This is a genomic window from Pseudarthrobacter sp. CC12 (assembly GCF_039907755.1).
Classification (GTDB): Bacteria; Actinomycetota; Actinomycetes; order Actinomycetales; family Micrococcaceae; genus Arthrobacter; species Arthrobacter niigatensis.
Genome location: NZ_JARDJH010000005.1, coordinates 202,691 through 217,709, shown reverse-complemented (window position 1 = coordinate 217,709; position 15,019 = coordinate 202,691). Strand labels below are relative to the sequence as shown.

Genomic DNA, 15,019 nt, shown 5'->3' with positions numbered 1-15,019 from the left:
TAAGCGCTGCACTTATGCGCATAACTAATATAGGGTGGAGTCGCGCACCCGACAAGGGTCGGCAGTTCATCCGGTTCGTGATCCTCGTCACGGAGGTGAGGCAGTGGTTCGACGCCCGACGTTGGCGGACGTCGCCTCCGCAACAGGCGTGTCCACGGCAACCGTGAGCTACGTCCTCAACGACAAGCCCGGTCAGAGCATCCCGGAACACACGCGCGAACGCGTGCGTGCCGCCGCCGCCGAGCTCGGCTACGTCCGATCGGGTGCCGCCCGCGCGCTCGCCCGGGGACGCAGCGACCTCGTGCTGCTCGTCGTCCCCGACGTCCCGGTGGGCCCCGTCCTCGTCGGGCTGCTCGAGCGACTGACCACGGCCTGCTCACGCGCCGGCCTGCACCTGCTCGCCAAGCTCTCGTTCGCAGGTGACGACCTCGGTGCTCTCTGCCGGGAGCTGCTGCCGGCAGCCGTCATCGTCCTCGTCGACCTCGACCCCGAGCGCATCGACCCGATCCGTGAGCTACGGATCCCCGTGGCGCGGTGGACGGTCTCGCACTCATCGGCACGGGACGCCGACGGAGTCCACGACGTGCCCGTTCCGACTGCGGCGGTCGGACGCGCCCAGGCCGAGGCGATGGTGGCCGCCGGACGTCAGCGGCTCGCGTACGCGCTCCCGGCGGACCCTCGCCTCACCGGCCTGGCCGAGGGGCGCCTCTCCGGGGTGACGGCCGTCTGCCGCGAGCTGGCGCTGCCCGATCCCCTGATCCTGGGGTCCCCGAGTGGCGCGGTATCGACGGCGGAGCTCCGCTCGTGCGTCGAGGCCGGTGTCACCGGGGTGTGCGCCCACAACGACGACGTCGCTCTGGCCGTGCTCACTGCTGCCCGGGCCGCCGGCATCGAGGTGCCCGCACGGCTCGCGGTCATCGGCGTCGACGACATCCCCGCCGGGCGACTCGCACAACCGGAGCTCGCGACGATCTCCTTCGACCTCGACGTGATCTGCGCCCGCCTCATGCTCGCCGTCACGAAGAGCCTCGGCAGCACCCTCGCCGGAGCACCCGGACCTGCGTCAGAGCTGAGACTGCACCCGCGGGCAAGTCTGGGTGACGGCGGCGGCTGATCCACGCCGACGGCCCCGACGCCTGCGACCGGTGAACTCTGTCCGTGGATGGGCCAGGTTCACCGGTCGCAGGTGGCGAGGCGGGCCAGTGCCCTACTGACCCGGCCGCTCCTCGTCGCCTTCCGGCCGGGCGGGCGGAGGCGCGTCGGGCGCCGGCGGAGTGTCGGGCGCCGGCGGCACCGCGGTGCTCGGCGGACCCGCGGTCGGGCCGGGCTGGTTCGCGCTCGGCGGCGGGGGCGGGAACTCCTGCCCCGGCACGGTCCCGGCCGGCGGCGCGAACCGCGACTCGTCGCGCGGCCGGGTCCGTCCGGCGTCGCGCCGCTCGCTCTCGGCGGGCCGCTGCCCGCGCTCGGCCGAGCGGGAGAACGGGCTGCCGGAGCGCTCACCGGCCGCGGTCGCCTCGGAGGTCGCCTGCTGCGCCTCGCTGCGGGCCTGGGCAAGCGCCTCGTCGGGGTCCTGCAGACTGGTCTCGGCCAGCCCGGAGGCCATCATCGGGCCACCCGGGCCGAAGTCGACCTCGGGCGTGGGTCCGGAGTCGTCGTCGTCGGACGGGCCGCTACCGCCGGGCGAGCCGCCGAAGCCGCGGGCGATGGTGCCCAGCGCCGCGGTGAACTCGGTGGGGATGACCCACAGCTTGTCCGAGGTGCCGTTGGCCAGCTCGGGCAGCATCTGCAGGTACTGGTAGGCGAGCAGCTTGGAGTCGGGCTTGCCGCGGTGGATCGCGTCGAAGACCTGGAGGATGGCGCGCGACTCACCCTGGGCCTGGAGGATCGCGGACTGCGCCTGCCCCTCGGCGCGCAGGATCGCGGCCTGCTTCTCACCCTCGGCGGTGAGGATCTGGGACTGCTTGACACCCTCGGCCGTGAGGATCGCCGCACGGCGGTCACGCTCGGCGCGCATCTGCTGCTCCATCGAGCCCTGGACGCTGGCCGGCGGGTCGATCGCCTTGAGCTCCACCCGGTTGACGCGGATGCCCCAGCGGCCGGTGGCCTCGTCGAGGACGCCGCGCAGCTGGCCGTTGATCTGGTCGCGGCTGGTGAGCGTCTGCTCGAGGTCCATCGAGCCGATGACGTTACGCAGGGCGAGTGCGTGGTGAAGAGCACTTGGTGCTCGGGAGCGAGGCGTTCCCGGATGAATCGCAGGAGGTCATGCTGAGCCGTGGCATGCAGACTCAGCCCAGGCTCATCAAGCAGCAGGATTAGCGGGTAGGAGGACTCGTCCTCGATCTGGGAGAAATAAGCTAGGAACGAGAAGAACCACACGAAGCCGCGCGAACGCTCATTGAACGGGACGGTGACACGGTGCCGGTCGTTTTGGACACGGACCTGTAGGAAGGGCCCTTGTTCGCTCGTTGCACGAGACGTTGATGGCCCGGGTCCTGGGATGAGCGTGAGTTTCACGCTTAGCTCAGTGTTCTGGCTCCAGTAGTGGAAGACCTCGTCACTGATGGTGTTGGAGGCGTTCTCGAGTTTACGGATCTGGTACTCAGCGTCTGCAGGGTCGGTCGCTGCGGAGAGGTCTTCTGGCTTGACCCCAGCGATCGACAGGAGCGCCATCAGGGCCTTCTCGCCCCTGGTGAGGGTGCCGTCCTCTCGTCGTTCGATGAGGTCGGGGATCGACACTTTGCCCGGCATGACGTCGTAGTCGCCGAAGTAGACGAACCGGGGGCGACGACCGCCCAAGATGTCGATCGCTTTCAGGCTGGGGCGCGACTCCCGCCACTTGGTGACCTTAGCTATCACCGCGTCGGCAGCCGGGCTGGACACCTCCATCTCTTCAAGCACAGCGACCATGTCGGCTGCCGTCACCGCATCGTGCGCAGCTTGCGCGGCGCTTGGCGGAAGCTCGAGTCCGTCGAGCAGATGCTTAACGACAGCCGCCTCGTCGACCTGCACGTCGACCGTCTTCGATCCGTCGTAGCGCGTTGTGTATGTGACAGTTCGTCCTATCAACGCTCCCTGGCCAAGGACTTCTTCTACCGCCTGGGCATCGTGATCGTCCAACTCGTAGCTGAGGTAAGTGACCTCTGGTGGCACCTTGGCTGCGGTCGCCTCACGGGTGCGATGCGATGGATGGTCCATTGTCAGATCGAAAGCGGCGTCGCCGTCAACAGGCAGTGACTTATAGAGCGCCTGAAGGGTCGCTGTCTTACCAGATTCGTTCTTGCCCACTAGGCATGTGACACGGCGCTCCACGTCGAAGGGGGTGCTGTCATCGATGCTGCGGTACCGCCGTACGCGCGCTGCCACGAGGTCCATAGTGGGAGGCTATCGGGGCGCACCGACATCATCCGCCGTGAAGCATCGGACCGGTGCCTCCCGCCCCGCGAACTCGGACTGATCTGACTGGTAGTTCCTGGCGACGCGATGCCCGTCCTGCAATGGATCAAGAGGCGGCAGCTGTACGGACGTCGGGGAAGAGCCCGGGCGGTGGCGGCGCGTAGGGAAGTGGCTCATCCTTCCGTGCCTGGTTGGATTCACCGGACACGTCCGCAGTGAAGAATGGACCGTCAGGTTCCATCAGGACTGCCATGTGGTGGTCGGCGTGGTCTCGCCACCACACGCTCATGCCGGTGCCTGGGTCGCGGCGTAGGTGCTCCCATGCTCGCCAGAGCGCTTCGAGTCGGATGACCGCTTCGTCGTGCTCCCACCAGCGGGCAGCCCACACGCGGTGTCGGCCGTCGATCCGCCGGCGGTAGACGTGGCGCAGGTACTCGCGCACGAACTCATCGACGGAGCCGTAGTACAACGTCGGCTGCGCCTCACCGCCTGCGTCGTCGTCCACCTCAACGGTCCGGGCGTCAATGCCCTCATCCTCGAGGTGGTCGTTAGCCCAGTCGCTCATGATGCCTCCCCGGCTCCAACGGATGCTTCGACCGCAGCCACCTCGCGTTGTGCTTCAAGGATGGTGCGCTCGGCCTGCGGGTCGTGAGCCGCGATCGAGGCTTCGACCTCGCCGGCGTGGGGACCGCTCATCCACGGCTGTGTGCGAATGAGGGTGGGCCGAGAGCCCGAGGCCATCACCACCGCCCTCCCCTTGGGCAGGGCAGCGAGGTCAGCGACGTCCAGGATCCGCTCGCGGTGGAGCTGCTGGGACACGGTGCGCTGCCCGCGGCCGTGGGACGTGGAGGACGAAAGGCGGTCGTAGTCCCCGATCATCCGTGACAGGTCCTCGAGGAAGCCGGCCTCGCTCACGCCCCCGCCGTAGACCTTGACGTTTGAGGCGCTCCACAGCTAGGCGGCCTGGGACTCTAAGCGCCGGCCGCGGCTATCCACACCCCGATGACCCAGGTACTGGCAGCCAGGCAGGCGAGCCCGAATTCGGCGAGCATTCCCAGGCCCGTGGCCTTCAGTGCCGCCCAGCTGGATCGCGCCGCGGTCGAGATGTTCCGGGTGCGGAGGAACTCGCTGGCCAGCAGCCCGGCGGCGAAGCCAACGAAGAGTCCCACTACCGGGATGATGAACATTCCCGCCACACCCGCCACCAAAGCCACCACGACGCTGCGGCTTGGAATGGCGTGCTGCTTCAGTTTCCGGCCGGTGAGGACGGCGCCAGCTGTCATTCCTGCGGCCACAAAAATCATGGCCACTGCGAATACCACCCATCCCGCCGTTCCGGCACCGCCCCAGATGGCCCACGCCAGCAGGCTCACGCCGATCAGGACGCTCCCGGGCAGGACAGGAATGATGGTGCCGGCCACCCCCACCAGGATCGCCAGGCCGCACAGGATGGTCACCACGGTTTCGGAGCTCATGGTGCCCAGTCTAGGGTGCTGCCTTAATGCCCGACGGCGGTACCTCCTTCAGGAAAGGAGGCACCGCCGTCGTGGTTTCCGGGGAAGGAAGCCCTACCCTGCTTCGACCGCTGCGGCGACCGCGGCGGTGACTGCCGGGGCCACGCGGGGGTCCAGGGGGCTGGGCACGATGTAGTCGGCCGACAGTTCCTCTTCGGCGAGCTCGGCGATGGCGCGTGCCGCCGCAAGCTTCATGGCAGGGGTGATGCGGCGGGCGCCGGCGTCGAGGGCACCGCGGAAAATGCCGGGGAACGCCAGGACGTTGTTGATCTGGTTCGGGAAATCACTGCGGCCCGTGGCCACAACGGCGGCGTACTTCACGGCAACCTCAGGCAGGACTTCGGGGTCCGGGTTGGACAGCGCGAACACGATGGCGTCCTTGTTCATGGTGGCAAGGTGCGCCTCGTCCAGCTTGGAGGAGGAGACGCCGATGAAGACGTCGGCACCGGCCAGCGCCTCGGCGGGTCCGCCCGAAATGCTGCGGGGGTTGCTGCGGCCGGCGATGTCCGCTTTCTTGCCCGCGGGGCTTGCGGCGAGGTCGGCTCGGTTGCTGTTGATGACACCCCGGGAATCGAGCAGCACCACGTCGGTGATGCCCGCTGCCAGCAGGATTTCGGCAACGGCGATTCCGGCCGCGCCTGCACCAGACACCACGACCTTGAGCCCTTCGAGGCCGCGGCCGGTTACCTTCGCGGCGTTGGTGAGCGCAGCAAGGGCCACCACGGCGGTCCCGTGCTGGTCGTCATGCATGACGGGGCAGTCCAGGGCTTCGATGAGCTTTTCCTCAAGCTCGAAGCAGCGCGGTGCCGAGATGTCCTCGAGGTTCACGGCGCCGAAGCTGGGGCGGAGGCGGACCAGGGTCTCCACGATCTCGTCCACATCGGTGGTGTTGAGGACCAGCGGGATGGAGTCGAGGTCGCCAAAGGTCTTGAAGAGGGCGGACTTGCCTTCCATCACCGGAAGCGAGGCGCTGGCGCCAATGTTGCCCAGGCCCAGGACGGCGGTGCCATCGCTGACCACGACCACCAGGCGTTCCGCCCAGGTCAGTGTGCGGGCGAGTTCGGGCTTGGCATGGATGGCACGGCTGACCTCGGCGACACCCGGCGTGTAGGCGATGGACAGGTCCCGCTTGTTGGACAGCGGAACAGTACTGGTGACGGACAGCTTGCCACCCTGGTGGGCGCCGAAGATCTCTTCTTCGGTCAGGGCAGTGGCTGCTGAGTTGTCGGTGGCGGTGATTGCGTCAATGGACACGTCGTTGTCTCCTGGTGCTTGCCGTGGGCGCACGGCACATGGGGCTGGAGCCCGGCAGCGGGCCCAGCATGGAAAGTAGTGCGACAGGAAACCCAGGGGTGGCGGGTCCGTGGGGAACGCCGGGGATGTTTCCGCCCTGCCGCTCCTGTGCCTCCATGGTAGGCAGCCGCAGGGGTGCGGTCCGGCCACCCTTGACACGAAGCAACCCTGCTAAAACGCTTACGCATGACATTTTGTGGTCCGCATCACGTGATTATGGCGGATTTAATGCCGTTTTGGTCTAGACCAGTTACGCGGTTTTGCCCACTGTGAACCCTGATTCAGCACCGGGGGACAGCCGTCCGCAGGCCTTTTTGAGGTCCTCCTCGGCTTCGAAGAGCGAGAGGCGGCGGTTGCGCACTGACTGGACCAGACCAGTGACGGTCAGGAGCAGGACCCGGGCGCCAACGGCATCACCGCAGGCTCCGGCCACAAGCTTCTCACTGAGCGCGTCGATCTCGCGCAGCAGATCCGTGGTGTCCTTCTCGGGGAGGTAGACGCCCCGGCTGAGGCACTGCTCCACCGCGGGCTGCATGACGCGCATGTGGAAGATCTCCATCAGCAGGCCGGAAAGCGCCCGGCCGCGGAAGCGCGGGGACGAGCCGCGGGACCCTGCCTGCAGCTCATCCAGCTGCTGGCGGTACAAGGCGAGCATCAGGTGCGTGGGGGAGGGAAAGTACCGGTAGAGCGTGCCGAGCGGAACGTCCGCTTTTTCCGCGACCTCGGAGAGTTCCACGGCGTCAAGCCCGGTCCGGGCAAACCCTGCAGCAGTGTCGAGGATCCGTGCATAGCGGAGCCGCTGGCGCGGAGCGGAAGGCCTGGCGGCCATGGGCGGATGGTCTGAAAAAGTCTCGGGCATCAGCATTCCGGGGTTGTGTTTTAGCGACTGCGGCCAGGAGCGCCCCCACTTCCGTACCGCCCTGCAGCCGGTTCAACTATACGGCACAGGTCCGTGCCCTAATTCGTCAGCCACCCTTACTATCAAGGGCCGCAGGGTCAGTCGACGCCCTTGATCTTCACCACGAAGACGGCGCCCAACAGTCCGATGACCGCCGCCGTGAGGAACAGTGTCCGGTAGCCGCCGCAGTAGGCCACGGCCAGCAGCGCCAGCCCCGGGGCAACCACCTGCGGCAGCGAGTTGGCCACGTTGATGACCCCCATGTCCTTGCCGCGGCTGACCGCGAAGGGCAGGACCTGGGTCAACAGCGCGAAGTCAACGGCAAGGTAGGCGCCAAACCCAATGCCCAGGACGGCGGCACCGGCCAGGGCTCCGGGCCACACGGGAAAGAACGCCATGATGGCACCCGCCATCGCGATGGTGGCGGAGGAGGCGATGACGAAGGGCTTCCGGCGGCCCACCCGGTCGCTCCAGGGCCCAGCGACCACGGCGGTGATCATCACCATGACGGCGTAAATGCCCGTCAGGGCCAGCACTCCCGCGGCGGGGTCCTCATGGTGGATGACGTCCCGCAGGAAGAAGAGCAGGTAGACGATGGTCAGTTGGTTGCCAACGTTCACCAGGAAGCGTGTCAGCCAGGCCCAGGCGAAGTCCGGGTGGCGCCGGGGGCTGATCCAGAAGCCCCTGATGAATACCCGGGGGCGGAAAGCCTCCAGTTCCGACTTGGGCAGAGCGGGGTCATTGCGGTGGAACAGGTACGGCAGAACGGATAGCACCAGGGCCCCTGCGCAGAGCCAATAGCCCACCAGGAAGTTTCCCGAAACCACGGCTCCGAAAACCGCCCCGGTGAGGATGCCGAGGGTCTGGCCCATCGCTGCGAGGCCGCCCACTCCTCCGCGCTGGACCACGGGGACCCGGTCGGGGACCGCAGCGGTGATCGCTGCGTAGGCGGCATTTGCGCCCAGCTGCACCAGGCACCAGAAGAGGACCATCAGGGCCACGGCACCCGAGAAGGACATAGCCACAAGCGCCGCAGCAGCGAGCACTGCCCCGGCCAGCACCCACGGAGCCCGGCGGCCGAAGCGCGACGTTGTCCGGTCCGAGAACGCGCCGGCCAGGGGATTGGCCACCAGGGAAACAGCCGCGCCGCAGGCCGTGACCAGCGAGAGGATGGCTTCCTTGCTGGGCGCGTCGATGCTGATGGCCTGTTGGCCGATGAAAACGTTAATCGGCCCGAAGAATGCCGCGTTGATACCCACGTTCACCAGCACCAGGCCGGTCACCCAGCGGGCGGTGACCTTTCGCACCGGCTCGGCGAGCGCCGCCCCGGTGCTCTCCTCGTCCGCGGGCGGCCCCGAGGGCGCGGGAGTGTTGGACAGGCTCATTGCGTGGCTCCCCCCGGTGCGGCCGTTTGGCAGTGGGATCAGACTATCGTGGGCGGTATCGCGCCGCCCGTCCCAAGGCGCCGCATGTGCATAATCCACCACCAGGCGAGGAGAGCCACGTGACCACACCAGCAGGAACCGGATCCGCCCCGGCCGTGAACACCGCCGATCTTTATGATGAGCGCGGCGACGGGCTGGCGTCCGTCTCGCTGCAGTTCCAGTCCCTGGGCGGCCGCTCCCATTTCAGCGGCCCGGTCCGGACCATCCGCTGTTACCAGGACAACGCCCTGGTGAAGTCCACGCTCGGCTCCCCGGGGAACGGTGCGGTCCTGGTGGTGGACGGCGGCGGCTCGCTGGGGACTGCCCTGATGGGGGACATGATTGCCGAAAGCGCCGTGGCCAATGGCTGGGCCGGCGTCGTTATTCATGGCGCCATCCGCGACCGGCTGGCCATCGCGGAACTGGATCTTGGCGTCAAGGCGCTCGGCAGCAACCCCCGCAAAAGCCAGAAGGCCGGAGCCGGCGAGGTTGACGTGGATGTAGTGATCGACGGCGTGACCTTCCGCCCCGGAGCCACCGTCTGGTGCGACCCGGACGGCATCCTCGTGGAGCCGTGAGGAAGGACGGGCAAAACTTTTTCGGTAAAACTCCGAAGGACGGGGAATAGAAAGAACCGGTAAGATAGTTACTGAAAGCAACTATCGCTGCTTATATCCTTTTCTTTCCCTGGAGCACCCATGTCCAAAGCCCCTTCCGCGCCCCGTGCCGGAGAAACACTGACGCAACGACAGATCGTCACGGTAATGGTGGGCCTGATGCTGGGCATGTTCCTGGCGTCGCTTGACCAGACCATCGTCTCCACGTCCATCTACACCATCGCCAACGACCTCGATGGGCTCTCGCTGCAGGCCTGGGCCACCACCGCGTACCTCATCACGTCCACCGTCAGCACGCCGCTGTACGGCAAGTTGAGCGACATCTTCGGGCGCCGGCCGCTGTACCTGACGGCGATCCTCATCTTCCTGGTGGGCTCGCTGTACGCCGGCTCGGTCCACTCGATGACCGAACTCGCAGTTGCCCGCGGCATCCAGGGCCTGGGCGCCGGTGGCCTGCTGGCCCTGGCGCTGACCATCATCGGCGACATCGTCTCTCTCAAGGACCGCGCCAAGTTCCAGGGCTACTTCATGTCGGTGTTCGGCATCTCCTCCGTCCTGGGCCCGGTGGTGGGCGGCGCGTTCGCCGGTTCCGCCAACATCCTCGGTTTTGACGGCTGGCGCTGGGTGTTCTTCATCAACATCCCCATTGGCCTCGCCGCGCTCACGGTGGTCTTCCTGTTCCTGCACCTGCCCGCCAAGCACCTGAAGCAGAAGATCGACTACTGGGGCGCAGCCGCGATCACCGTCGCCATCCTTCCGCTCCTGCTGGTGGCCGAACAGGGCCGCACCTGGGGCTGGACGTCGCTGAACTCCTTCCTTTGCTATGGCCTGGGCGTGGTGGGCATTGCGTGGTTCCTGCTGGCGGAAAAGCGTGCCGGCGACTACGCCCTGATCCCGCTCCGGCTCTTCCACAACGTCACGTTCGGGCTGTCTTCCCTGCTGAACTTCATCATCGGCATCGGGATGTTCGGCGCCATCGCGATGCTCCCCATGTACCTCCAGCTCGTGAAGGGCCTCACCCCCACCGAGGCCGGCCTGATGATGATCACCTTCACGGTGGGCATCCTGTTCGGTTCCATCACCGCCGGCCGCACCATCTCCGCCTCCGGGACGTTCCGCATCTTCCCCATCATGGGCACCGGCATCCTGACCGCGGCCGCCCTGGTGATGGGCTTCTCCCTGGGCGTTGACACCGGGCTCTGGGTGCCTGGCGTCATCGCGGTCTTCTTCGGCGTCGGCCTGGGCTTCTGCATGCAGCCGCTCACCCTGGCCATGCAGACCTCGGTCCCGCCGCGGGACATGGGCGTGGGAACCTCCTCGGCCGCGTTCTTCCGCTCCATGGGCGGCGCCGTGGGAACCGCAGTCTTCATCTCCATGCTCTTCAGCCTGGCCGCAAACCGGATTGCCGACGGCATGAAGGCCGCCACCACGGACCCCGCCTACCTGGCCGTCCTGAAGGATCCCGCCGTCGCGTCGGACCCGGCCAATGCCAAGCTGTACGACTTCTTCAAGAACGGCGCGTCCAACGACTCCCTGAACGACACCAGCTGGCTCCACACCGCCAACAGCACGCTCACCAGGCCCATTACCGAAGGCTTCGCCACGTCCATTGACACGGTGATGCTGACGGCCGCGGCCCTGACTGGCCTGGCATTCCTCATCAGCTTCGCCCTTCCCCGCAAGAAGCTGACGGACCAGAAAGCATCCCAGCAGGACGACGACAGCATGCAGATCCCGGCGCACTGACGCCGGGCACCCTGCCGGGGTGAGCGGGACAGTGGGATGAGACGACGACGGCGGCACGGCCCGCCGTCGCCGTCGTTCCTTAAGGCCCGGGCAGACCCTGCCAAGTGGAACCTGCGGCGGTGACGTGCCACACTGTTTAGCGCGTGTGCGCCGGCCCCTCCGGCCGGTACCGCAGCCGACGACGTCCGCACCGCATCCATAAACCCCCAAACCCAGGGAGAACCATGCCCACTGCACAGGAGCAGACCAATACCGGGATACCGCGGCGGGTGATCTGGCTGGCACTTGCGGGGGCGGTGGGCGGATTCCTCTTCGGCTTCGACTCGTCCGTGGTCAACGGGGCCGTGGACGCCATGAAGGAAGAATTTGCCCTGTCCGAGGCAGTGACCGGCTTTGCCGTGGCCATCGCCTTGCTGGGCTGCGCGGCCGGAGCCTTCCTGGCCGGCAAAGTGGCTGACCGCTACGGCCGCATTCCGGCCATGAAGCTGGGCGCGCTGCTGTTCCTGGTCAGCGCCATCGGTACCGGGTTCGCGTTCGGCGTCTGGGACCTGGTCTTCTGGCGCCTGGTGGGCGGCCTGGGCATCGGCCTGGCATCCGTGATCGCCCCCGCCTACATTTCCGAGATTTCACCGCGAAAGGTCCGCGGCCGCCTGGCCTCCCTGCAGCAGCTGGCCATCACCACGGGTATCTTTGCCGCCCTGCTCTCCGACGCGCTCTTCGCCACCAGCGCAGGGGGCGCAGACCAGGCCTTCTGGCTGGGCATTGAGGCGTGGCGGTGGATGTTCCTCGGTGCTGCGGTGCCGGCCGTCGTGTACGGCTGGGTTGCCTTCACCCTGCCCGAATCCCCGCGGTTCCTGGTCTTCCAGGGCAAGGAGGACGAGGCCCGGACGATCTTCGACTCGATCGCACCCGCGGAGGACACGGAGCGCCATATCCGCGATATCCGCGAAGCCATCGAGGAGGACAAGGTGGCCGGCCAGAAGGGATCGCTGCGCGGCAAGACCCTGGGCCTGCAGGCAGTGGTCTGGGTGGGCATCATCCTCTCCGTGCTGCAGCAGTTTGTTGGGATCAACGTGATCTTCTACTACTCCACCACCCTGTGGAAGGCTGTGGGGTTCCAGGAGAAGGACTCCCTGGCCATCTCGGTGGCAACGTCCATCACCAACATCCTGGTCACCCTGGTGGCCATTGCGCTGGTGGACCGTGTGGGCCGCAGGCCCATCCTGCTGGCCGGCTCCGTAGGCATGGCCGTGTCCCTGGGCGCCATGGCCCTGGCCTTCTCCTCCGCCACCGGCTCGGGCGAGGACATCAGCCTCCCCGGCGCCTGGGGTCCGGTTGCCCTCGTGGCCGCCAACATCTTCGTCATCAGCTTCGGCGCCTCCTGGGGTCCGCTGGTATGGGTGCTCCTGGGCGAGATCTTCCCGTCCCGGATCCGAGCCCGCGCGCTGGGCCTGGCAGCGGCGGCGCAGTGGGTGGCCAACTTCGCGATCACCCTCAGCTTCCCGGTCATGGCGTCGGCGTCCCTGGCGCTGACGTATGCCATGTACGCCATGTTCGCTGCCGCGTCCTTCTTCTTCGTCATGTTCAAGGTGCCGGAGACCAACGGCATGTCCCTGGAGCAGGCTGAGACGCTGTTCGTGCCGAAGGGTTCAGCGAAAGCCAAGTAACACCCCATCACATCCTGCGGCCTTTCCGGGGACGCCCCATCGGCTTTCGCCGGAAAACAACAAACCCTCCATCACCTGGTGTGATGGAGGGTTTGTTCGTTGTCCGGATATCTACACGACGTGCGGTTCGTGCGAGGACAGGTAGGCCCGGCCACCGAAGGCGATCAGGATGGCAATCACCATGGCCACGGCACCGGCGAAGAACGGAACCTGCGGACCGAAGTGTTCACCGAGCTGGGCTGCCAGGAAGGGGGCCAAGGCTCCGCCCATCCAGCGGACGAAGTTGTAGCCGGAGGACGCCACGGGCCGGGGCGAATCGGAAACGCCCATGGCCAGTTCGGTGTAGATGGTGTTGTTGACGCCCAGCAGGGCACCGGCAACGATCACCAGGACGACGACGGCCGGAACCGAGTGCCCGGCGGCCAGTCCCAGCCCGGCCAGGTCCAGCATGAGCAGGAACAGGGTGCCGGTCAGGACCTTGACGGCACCGAAGCGGGCCTGCAGGGGCGGGGCAACGAAGACGGAGAAGACCGCCACGGCTACGCCCCAGCCGAAGAACACGCCGCCGATGCCGTAGGCGTTCATGCCCAGGATGAAGGGGGTGAAAGCCAGGATGGTGAAGAAGCCGTAGTTGTAGAACAAGCCGCTTGCCGCCGTCGTACGGAGGCCCTTGTGGCCCAGCGCCAGCAGCGGGTCGCGCAGCCGCACCTTGCGTTCGGGCAGCGGCGTTTTAGGCAGCAGGGCGATCAGGGCGATGAAGGCGGCCGCCATCAGGACCGCAGTGCCGAAGAACGGTGCGCGCCACTGCCAGCCGCCCAGAAGGGCTCCCAGGAGCGGGCCCAGGGAGATGCCAAGGCCCAGGGCGGCTTCGTAGAGGATGATGGCGGTGCCGGCACCGCCGCTGGCCACGCCCACGATTACAGCGAGGGCGGTGGCCACGAACAGGGCGTTGCCCAGGCCCCAGCCGGCGCGGAAGCCCACCAATTCACCGACGCTCGCGGACAGGCCGGACAATGACGAGAAGACGACGATGACGGCCAGGCCGATCAGCAGGGTCTTCTTGCCCCCGATCCTGGAGGAAACATAGCCGGTGATCAGCATGGCGAGTGCGGTGACCAGGAAGTAGCTGGTGAAGAGCAGCGATACCTGGCTGGGGCTGGCATTGAGGTTGGTGGCGATTGCCGGGAGGATGGGGTCCACCAGCCCGATCCCCATGAAAGCGAACACTGCGGCGAGGGCGGTAGCCCACACTGCCTTGGGCTGCTTCAGGAACGAGGCCTTTTCGGCCTGCAGGGTGGATTCTGGTGCCGGCAGGGTTTCTGCGAGCTGGCCGTCCATGGAGGGTACTCCTAAGTTCGTGGCTGTTTCAGTGCGGGGTGGGTGGTTCAGTTCTGGAGTGACGCATTGATTTTGTCGATCACCGGAAGGGCTTCCGCCAGGGCTTTGCGGTCCCGGTCGGTAAGGCCGCTGAGGATGTCTGCCATCACCTGGTTGCGGCGCTTGTTCGCGGCGTCGACGGCGGCGCGGCCTTCGGGGGTGAGGATCACCCGGACGGCGCGGGAGTCTGCCGGGTCAGGTTCGCGGCGCGCAAGGCCTGCGCGTTCAAGCTTGATGATCTGCTCGGTGGCGCTGGGCACGCGGACCCCGAGGTTCCGCGCGATCTCGCCGACGCGCTGGCCATCGCCGAGCAGCATCTTGAGGGTGCTGAGCTGGGCGGCGCTGAGTTCACCGTCCGCGTCGAGCCGCCGGACCAGGTAAACGCTGTGGCGGAGGGCTTCGCGGAACCCGCCGGCGAGTTCCTCCAACTGGGGATCTATGTCATTCATCGTTAGGTAGCCTAACATTTAGGGCACCTAACGGTCAAGGCCCTAGAGGGTCAACTTCATCCCGACGTGGCTGGCCTCGAAACCCAGCTGTTCGTAAAACCGATGCGCGGCCGTGCGGCTCTGGTGCGTTGTCAGCTGCATCAGGTTGCAGCTCCGCCTGCGGGACTCCGCGATGGCCCAGCCCACCATCAGCTTCCCGATCCCCTGGCTGCGGAGGGACGCGTCCACCCGGACGCCCTCGAGCTGCGAGCGCCATGCCCCGTGCCTGGAAATGCCGGGGAGAAAGCTCAGCTGGAACGTGGCCACCACCGCTGGAGAATTTTCGCCGGGCCGCACCAATTCGCCCACCACCAGCAAGTGGGAGGGGTCGGCCGCGATCGCTTCAAAAGCCAGTTCGTAGGGTTCCATGTCCGCGCCGTACTCCCGTCCGGCCCCCATGGCGTCGTCGGCCAGCAGCCGCACTATGGCGGGCAGGTCGGCGCGGGTGGCGTGGCGGAGTCTGAACGTCCCGCCGTCGACGTCGGCGGTAAACAGGGCAGGAACGGCATCTTCAGCAGGGGTCACCTGCCCAGCTTTGCACAGGAACCGAACGACGCCGGCACTTGGGGAAGTGCCGGCGTCGTTGTGATGGGGCGTTGCCG

Annotated in this window: 14 protein-coding genes and 1 pseudogene; 5 read left to right on the top strand and 10 right to left on the bottom strand. The window is 67.0% G+C overall.

The features are described from left to right. The first annotated feature begins 34 nt into the window (after positions 1-34). The gene (locus tag PV772_RS06605; protein ID WP_347885691.1) at positions 35-1,114 is read left to right on the top strand and encodes a LacI family DNA-binding transcriptional regulator; all 1,080 of its coding nucleotides are present in this window, start codon (positions 35-37) and stop codon (positions 1,112-1,114) included. Between the two features lie 93 nt (positions 1,115-1,207). On the opposite strand, the pseudogene PV772_RS06600 reads toward PV772_RS06605, so the two are convergent. Continuing rightward, positions 1,208-2,194: pseudogene (locus PV772_RS06600) on the bottom strand (SPFH domain-containing protein); the annotation flags it as partial. A 347-nt stretch (positions 2,195-2,541) separates the two neighbouring features. On the opposite strand from PV772_RS06600, the gene PV772_RS06595 reads away from it, so the two are divergent. Beyond that, the gene (locus tag PV772_RS06595) at positions 2,542-3,234 is read left to right on the top strand and encodes a hypothetical protein (RefSeq protein WP_347885690.1); all 693 of its coding nucleotides are present in this window, start codon (positions 2,542-2,544) and stop codon (positions 3,232-3,234) included. A gap of 265 nt (positions 3,235-3,499) precedes the next feature. Here PV772_RS06595 and PV772_RS06590 read toward each other — a convergent pair whose 3' ends face one another. The 6 genes from PV772_RS06590 to PV772_RS06565 all read right to left on the bottom strand — a co-directional run bounded on the left by PV772_RS06590 (position 3,500) and on the right by PV772_RS06565 (position 8,483). Further along, positions 3,500-3,958: a DUF4913 domain-containing protein gene (locus PV772_RS06590; protein WP_347885689.1), complete on the bottom strand. Its 459-nt coding sequence runs from the start codon at positions 3,956-3,958 to the stop codon at positions 3,500-3,502. Beyond that, the gene (locus tag PV772_RS06585; RefSeq protein WP_347885706.1) at positions 3,955-4,347 is read right to left on the bottom strand and encodes a TraM recognition domain-containing protein; all 393 of its coding nucleotides are present in this window, start codon (positions 4,345-4,347) and stop codon (positions 3,955-3,957) included. Before PV772_RS06585 ends, PV772_RS06590 begins: the two co-directional genes overlap by 4 nt. A gap of 17 nt (positions 4,348-4,364) precedes the next feature. Beyond that, positions 4,365-4,868, bottom strand: coding sequence for a DUF456 domain-containing protein (locus PV772_RS06580; protein ID WP_347885688.1), 504 nt, complete (start codon positions 4,866-4,868; stop codon positions 4,365-4,367). Positions 4,869-4,961: 93 nt separating this feature from the next. Beyond that, positions 4,962-6,161, bottom strand: a complete 1,200-nt coding sequence (locus PV772_RS06575; RefSeq protein WP_307361225.1) for a malic enzyme-like NAD(P)-binding protein — start codon at positions 6,159-6,161, stop codon at positions 4,962-4,964. Positions 6,162-6,450: 289 nt separating this feature from the next. Continuing rightward, a complete protein-coding gene (locus PV772_RS06570; protein WP_141158957.1) occupies positions 6,451-7,059 on the bottom strand; it encodes a TetR/AcrR family transcriptional regulator in 609 nt (202 codons plus the stop codon). Between the two features lie 137 nt (positions 7,060-7,196). Then, complete coding sequence (locus PV772_RS06565) at positions 7,197-8,483, bottom strand: MFS transporter (protein ID WP_347885687.1); 1,287 nt, start codon at positions 8,481-8,483, stop codon at positions 7,197-7,199. A gap of 119 nt (positions 8,484-8,602) precedes the next feature. Here PV772_RS06565 and rraA point away from each other — a divergent pair, with 119 nt between their 5' ends. The 3 genes from rraA to PV772_RS06550 all read left to right on the top strand — a co-directional run bounded on the left by rraA (position 8,603) and on the right by PV772_RS06550 (position 12,552). Further along, positions 8,603-9,100, top strand: a complete 498-nt coding sequence (gene rraA / locus PV772_RS06560) for a ribonuclease E activity regulator RraA (RefSeq protein ID WP_347885686.1) — start codon at positions 8,603-8,605, stop codon at positions 9,098-9,100. A gap of 120 nt (positions 9,101-9,220) precedes the next feature. Further along, positions 9,221-10,885 (top strand): MDR family MFS transporter, encoded by a 1,665-nt coding sequence (locus PV772_RS06555; protein ID WP_347885685.1) that lies wholly within the window; start codon positions 9,221-9,223, stop codon positions 10,883-10,885. A 224-nt stretch (positions 10,886-11,109) separates the two neighbouring features. Beyond that, positions 11,110-12,552: a sugar porter family MFS transporter gene (locus tag PV772_RS06550; RefSeq protein ID WP_347885684.1), complete on the top strand. Its 1,443-nt coding sequence runs from the start codon at positions 11,110-11,112 to the stop codon at positions 12,550-12,552. A gap of 111 nt (positions 12,553-12,663) precedes the next feature. Here the strand turns inward: PV772_RS06550 and PV772_RS06545 are convergent, their stop codons facing one another. From PV772_RS06545 to PV772_RS06535, 3 genes are read right to left on the bottom strand one after another with little or no spacing between them, the layout of a single operon-like run. Beyond that, a complete protein-coding gene (locus PV772_RS06545) occupies positions 12,664-13,890 on the bottom strand; it encodes an MFS transporter (protein ID WP_347885683.1) in 1,227 nt (408 codons plus the stop codon). Positions 13,891-13,937: 47 nt separating this feature from the next. Continuing rightward, positions 13,938-14,378, bottom strand: a complete 441-nt coding sequence (locus PV772_RS06540) for a MarR family transcriptional regulator (RefSeq protein ID WP_141158952.1) — start codon at positions 14,376-14,378, stop codon at positions 13,938-13,940. A gap of 42 nt (positions 14,379-14,420) precedes the next feature. Beyond that, positions 14,421-14,942: a GNAT family N-acetyltransferase gene (locus tag PV772_RS06535; protein WP_168225722.1), complete on the bottom strand. Its 522-nt coding sequence runs from the start codon at positions 14,940-14,942 to the stop codon at positions 14,421-14,423. Positions 14,943-15,019: the final 77 nt, after the last annotated feature.

Coding starts and splice junctions, on each gene's coding strand:
- PV772_RS06590 (WP_347885689.1), bottom strand. CDS start 3,958: ATGAGCGACTGGGCTAACGACCACCTCGAGGATGAGGGCATTGACGCC.
- PV772_RS06580 (WP_347885688.1), bottom strand. CDS start 4,868: ATGAGCTCCGAAACCGTGGTGACCATCCTGTGCGGCCTGGCGATCCTG.
- PV772_RS06570 (WP_141158957.1), bottom strand. CDS start 7,059: ATGCCCGAGACTTTTTCAGACCATCCGCCCATGGCCGCCAGGCCTTCC.
- PV772_RS06565 (WP_347885687.1), bottom strand. CDS start 8,483: ATGAGCCTGTCCAACACTCCCGCGCCCTCGGGGCCGCCCGCGGACGAG.
- PV772_RS06555 (WP_347885685.1), top strand. CDS start 9,221: ATGTCCAAAGCCCCTTCCGCGCCCCGTGCCGGAGAAACACTGACGCAA.
- PV772_RS06550 (WP_347885684.1), top strand. CDS start 11,110: ATGCCCACTGCACAGGAGCAGACCAATACCGGGATACCGCGGCGGGTG.
- PV772_RS06545 (WP_347885683.1), bottom strand. CDS start 13,890: ATGGACGGCCAGCTCGCAGAAACCCTGCCGGCACCAGAATCCACCCTG.
- PV772_RS06540 (WP_141158952.1), bottom strand. CDS start 14,378: ATGAATGACATAGATCCCCAGTTGGAGGAACTCGCCGGCGGGTTCCGC.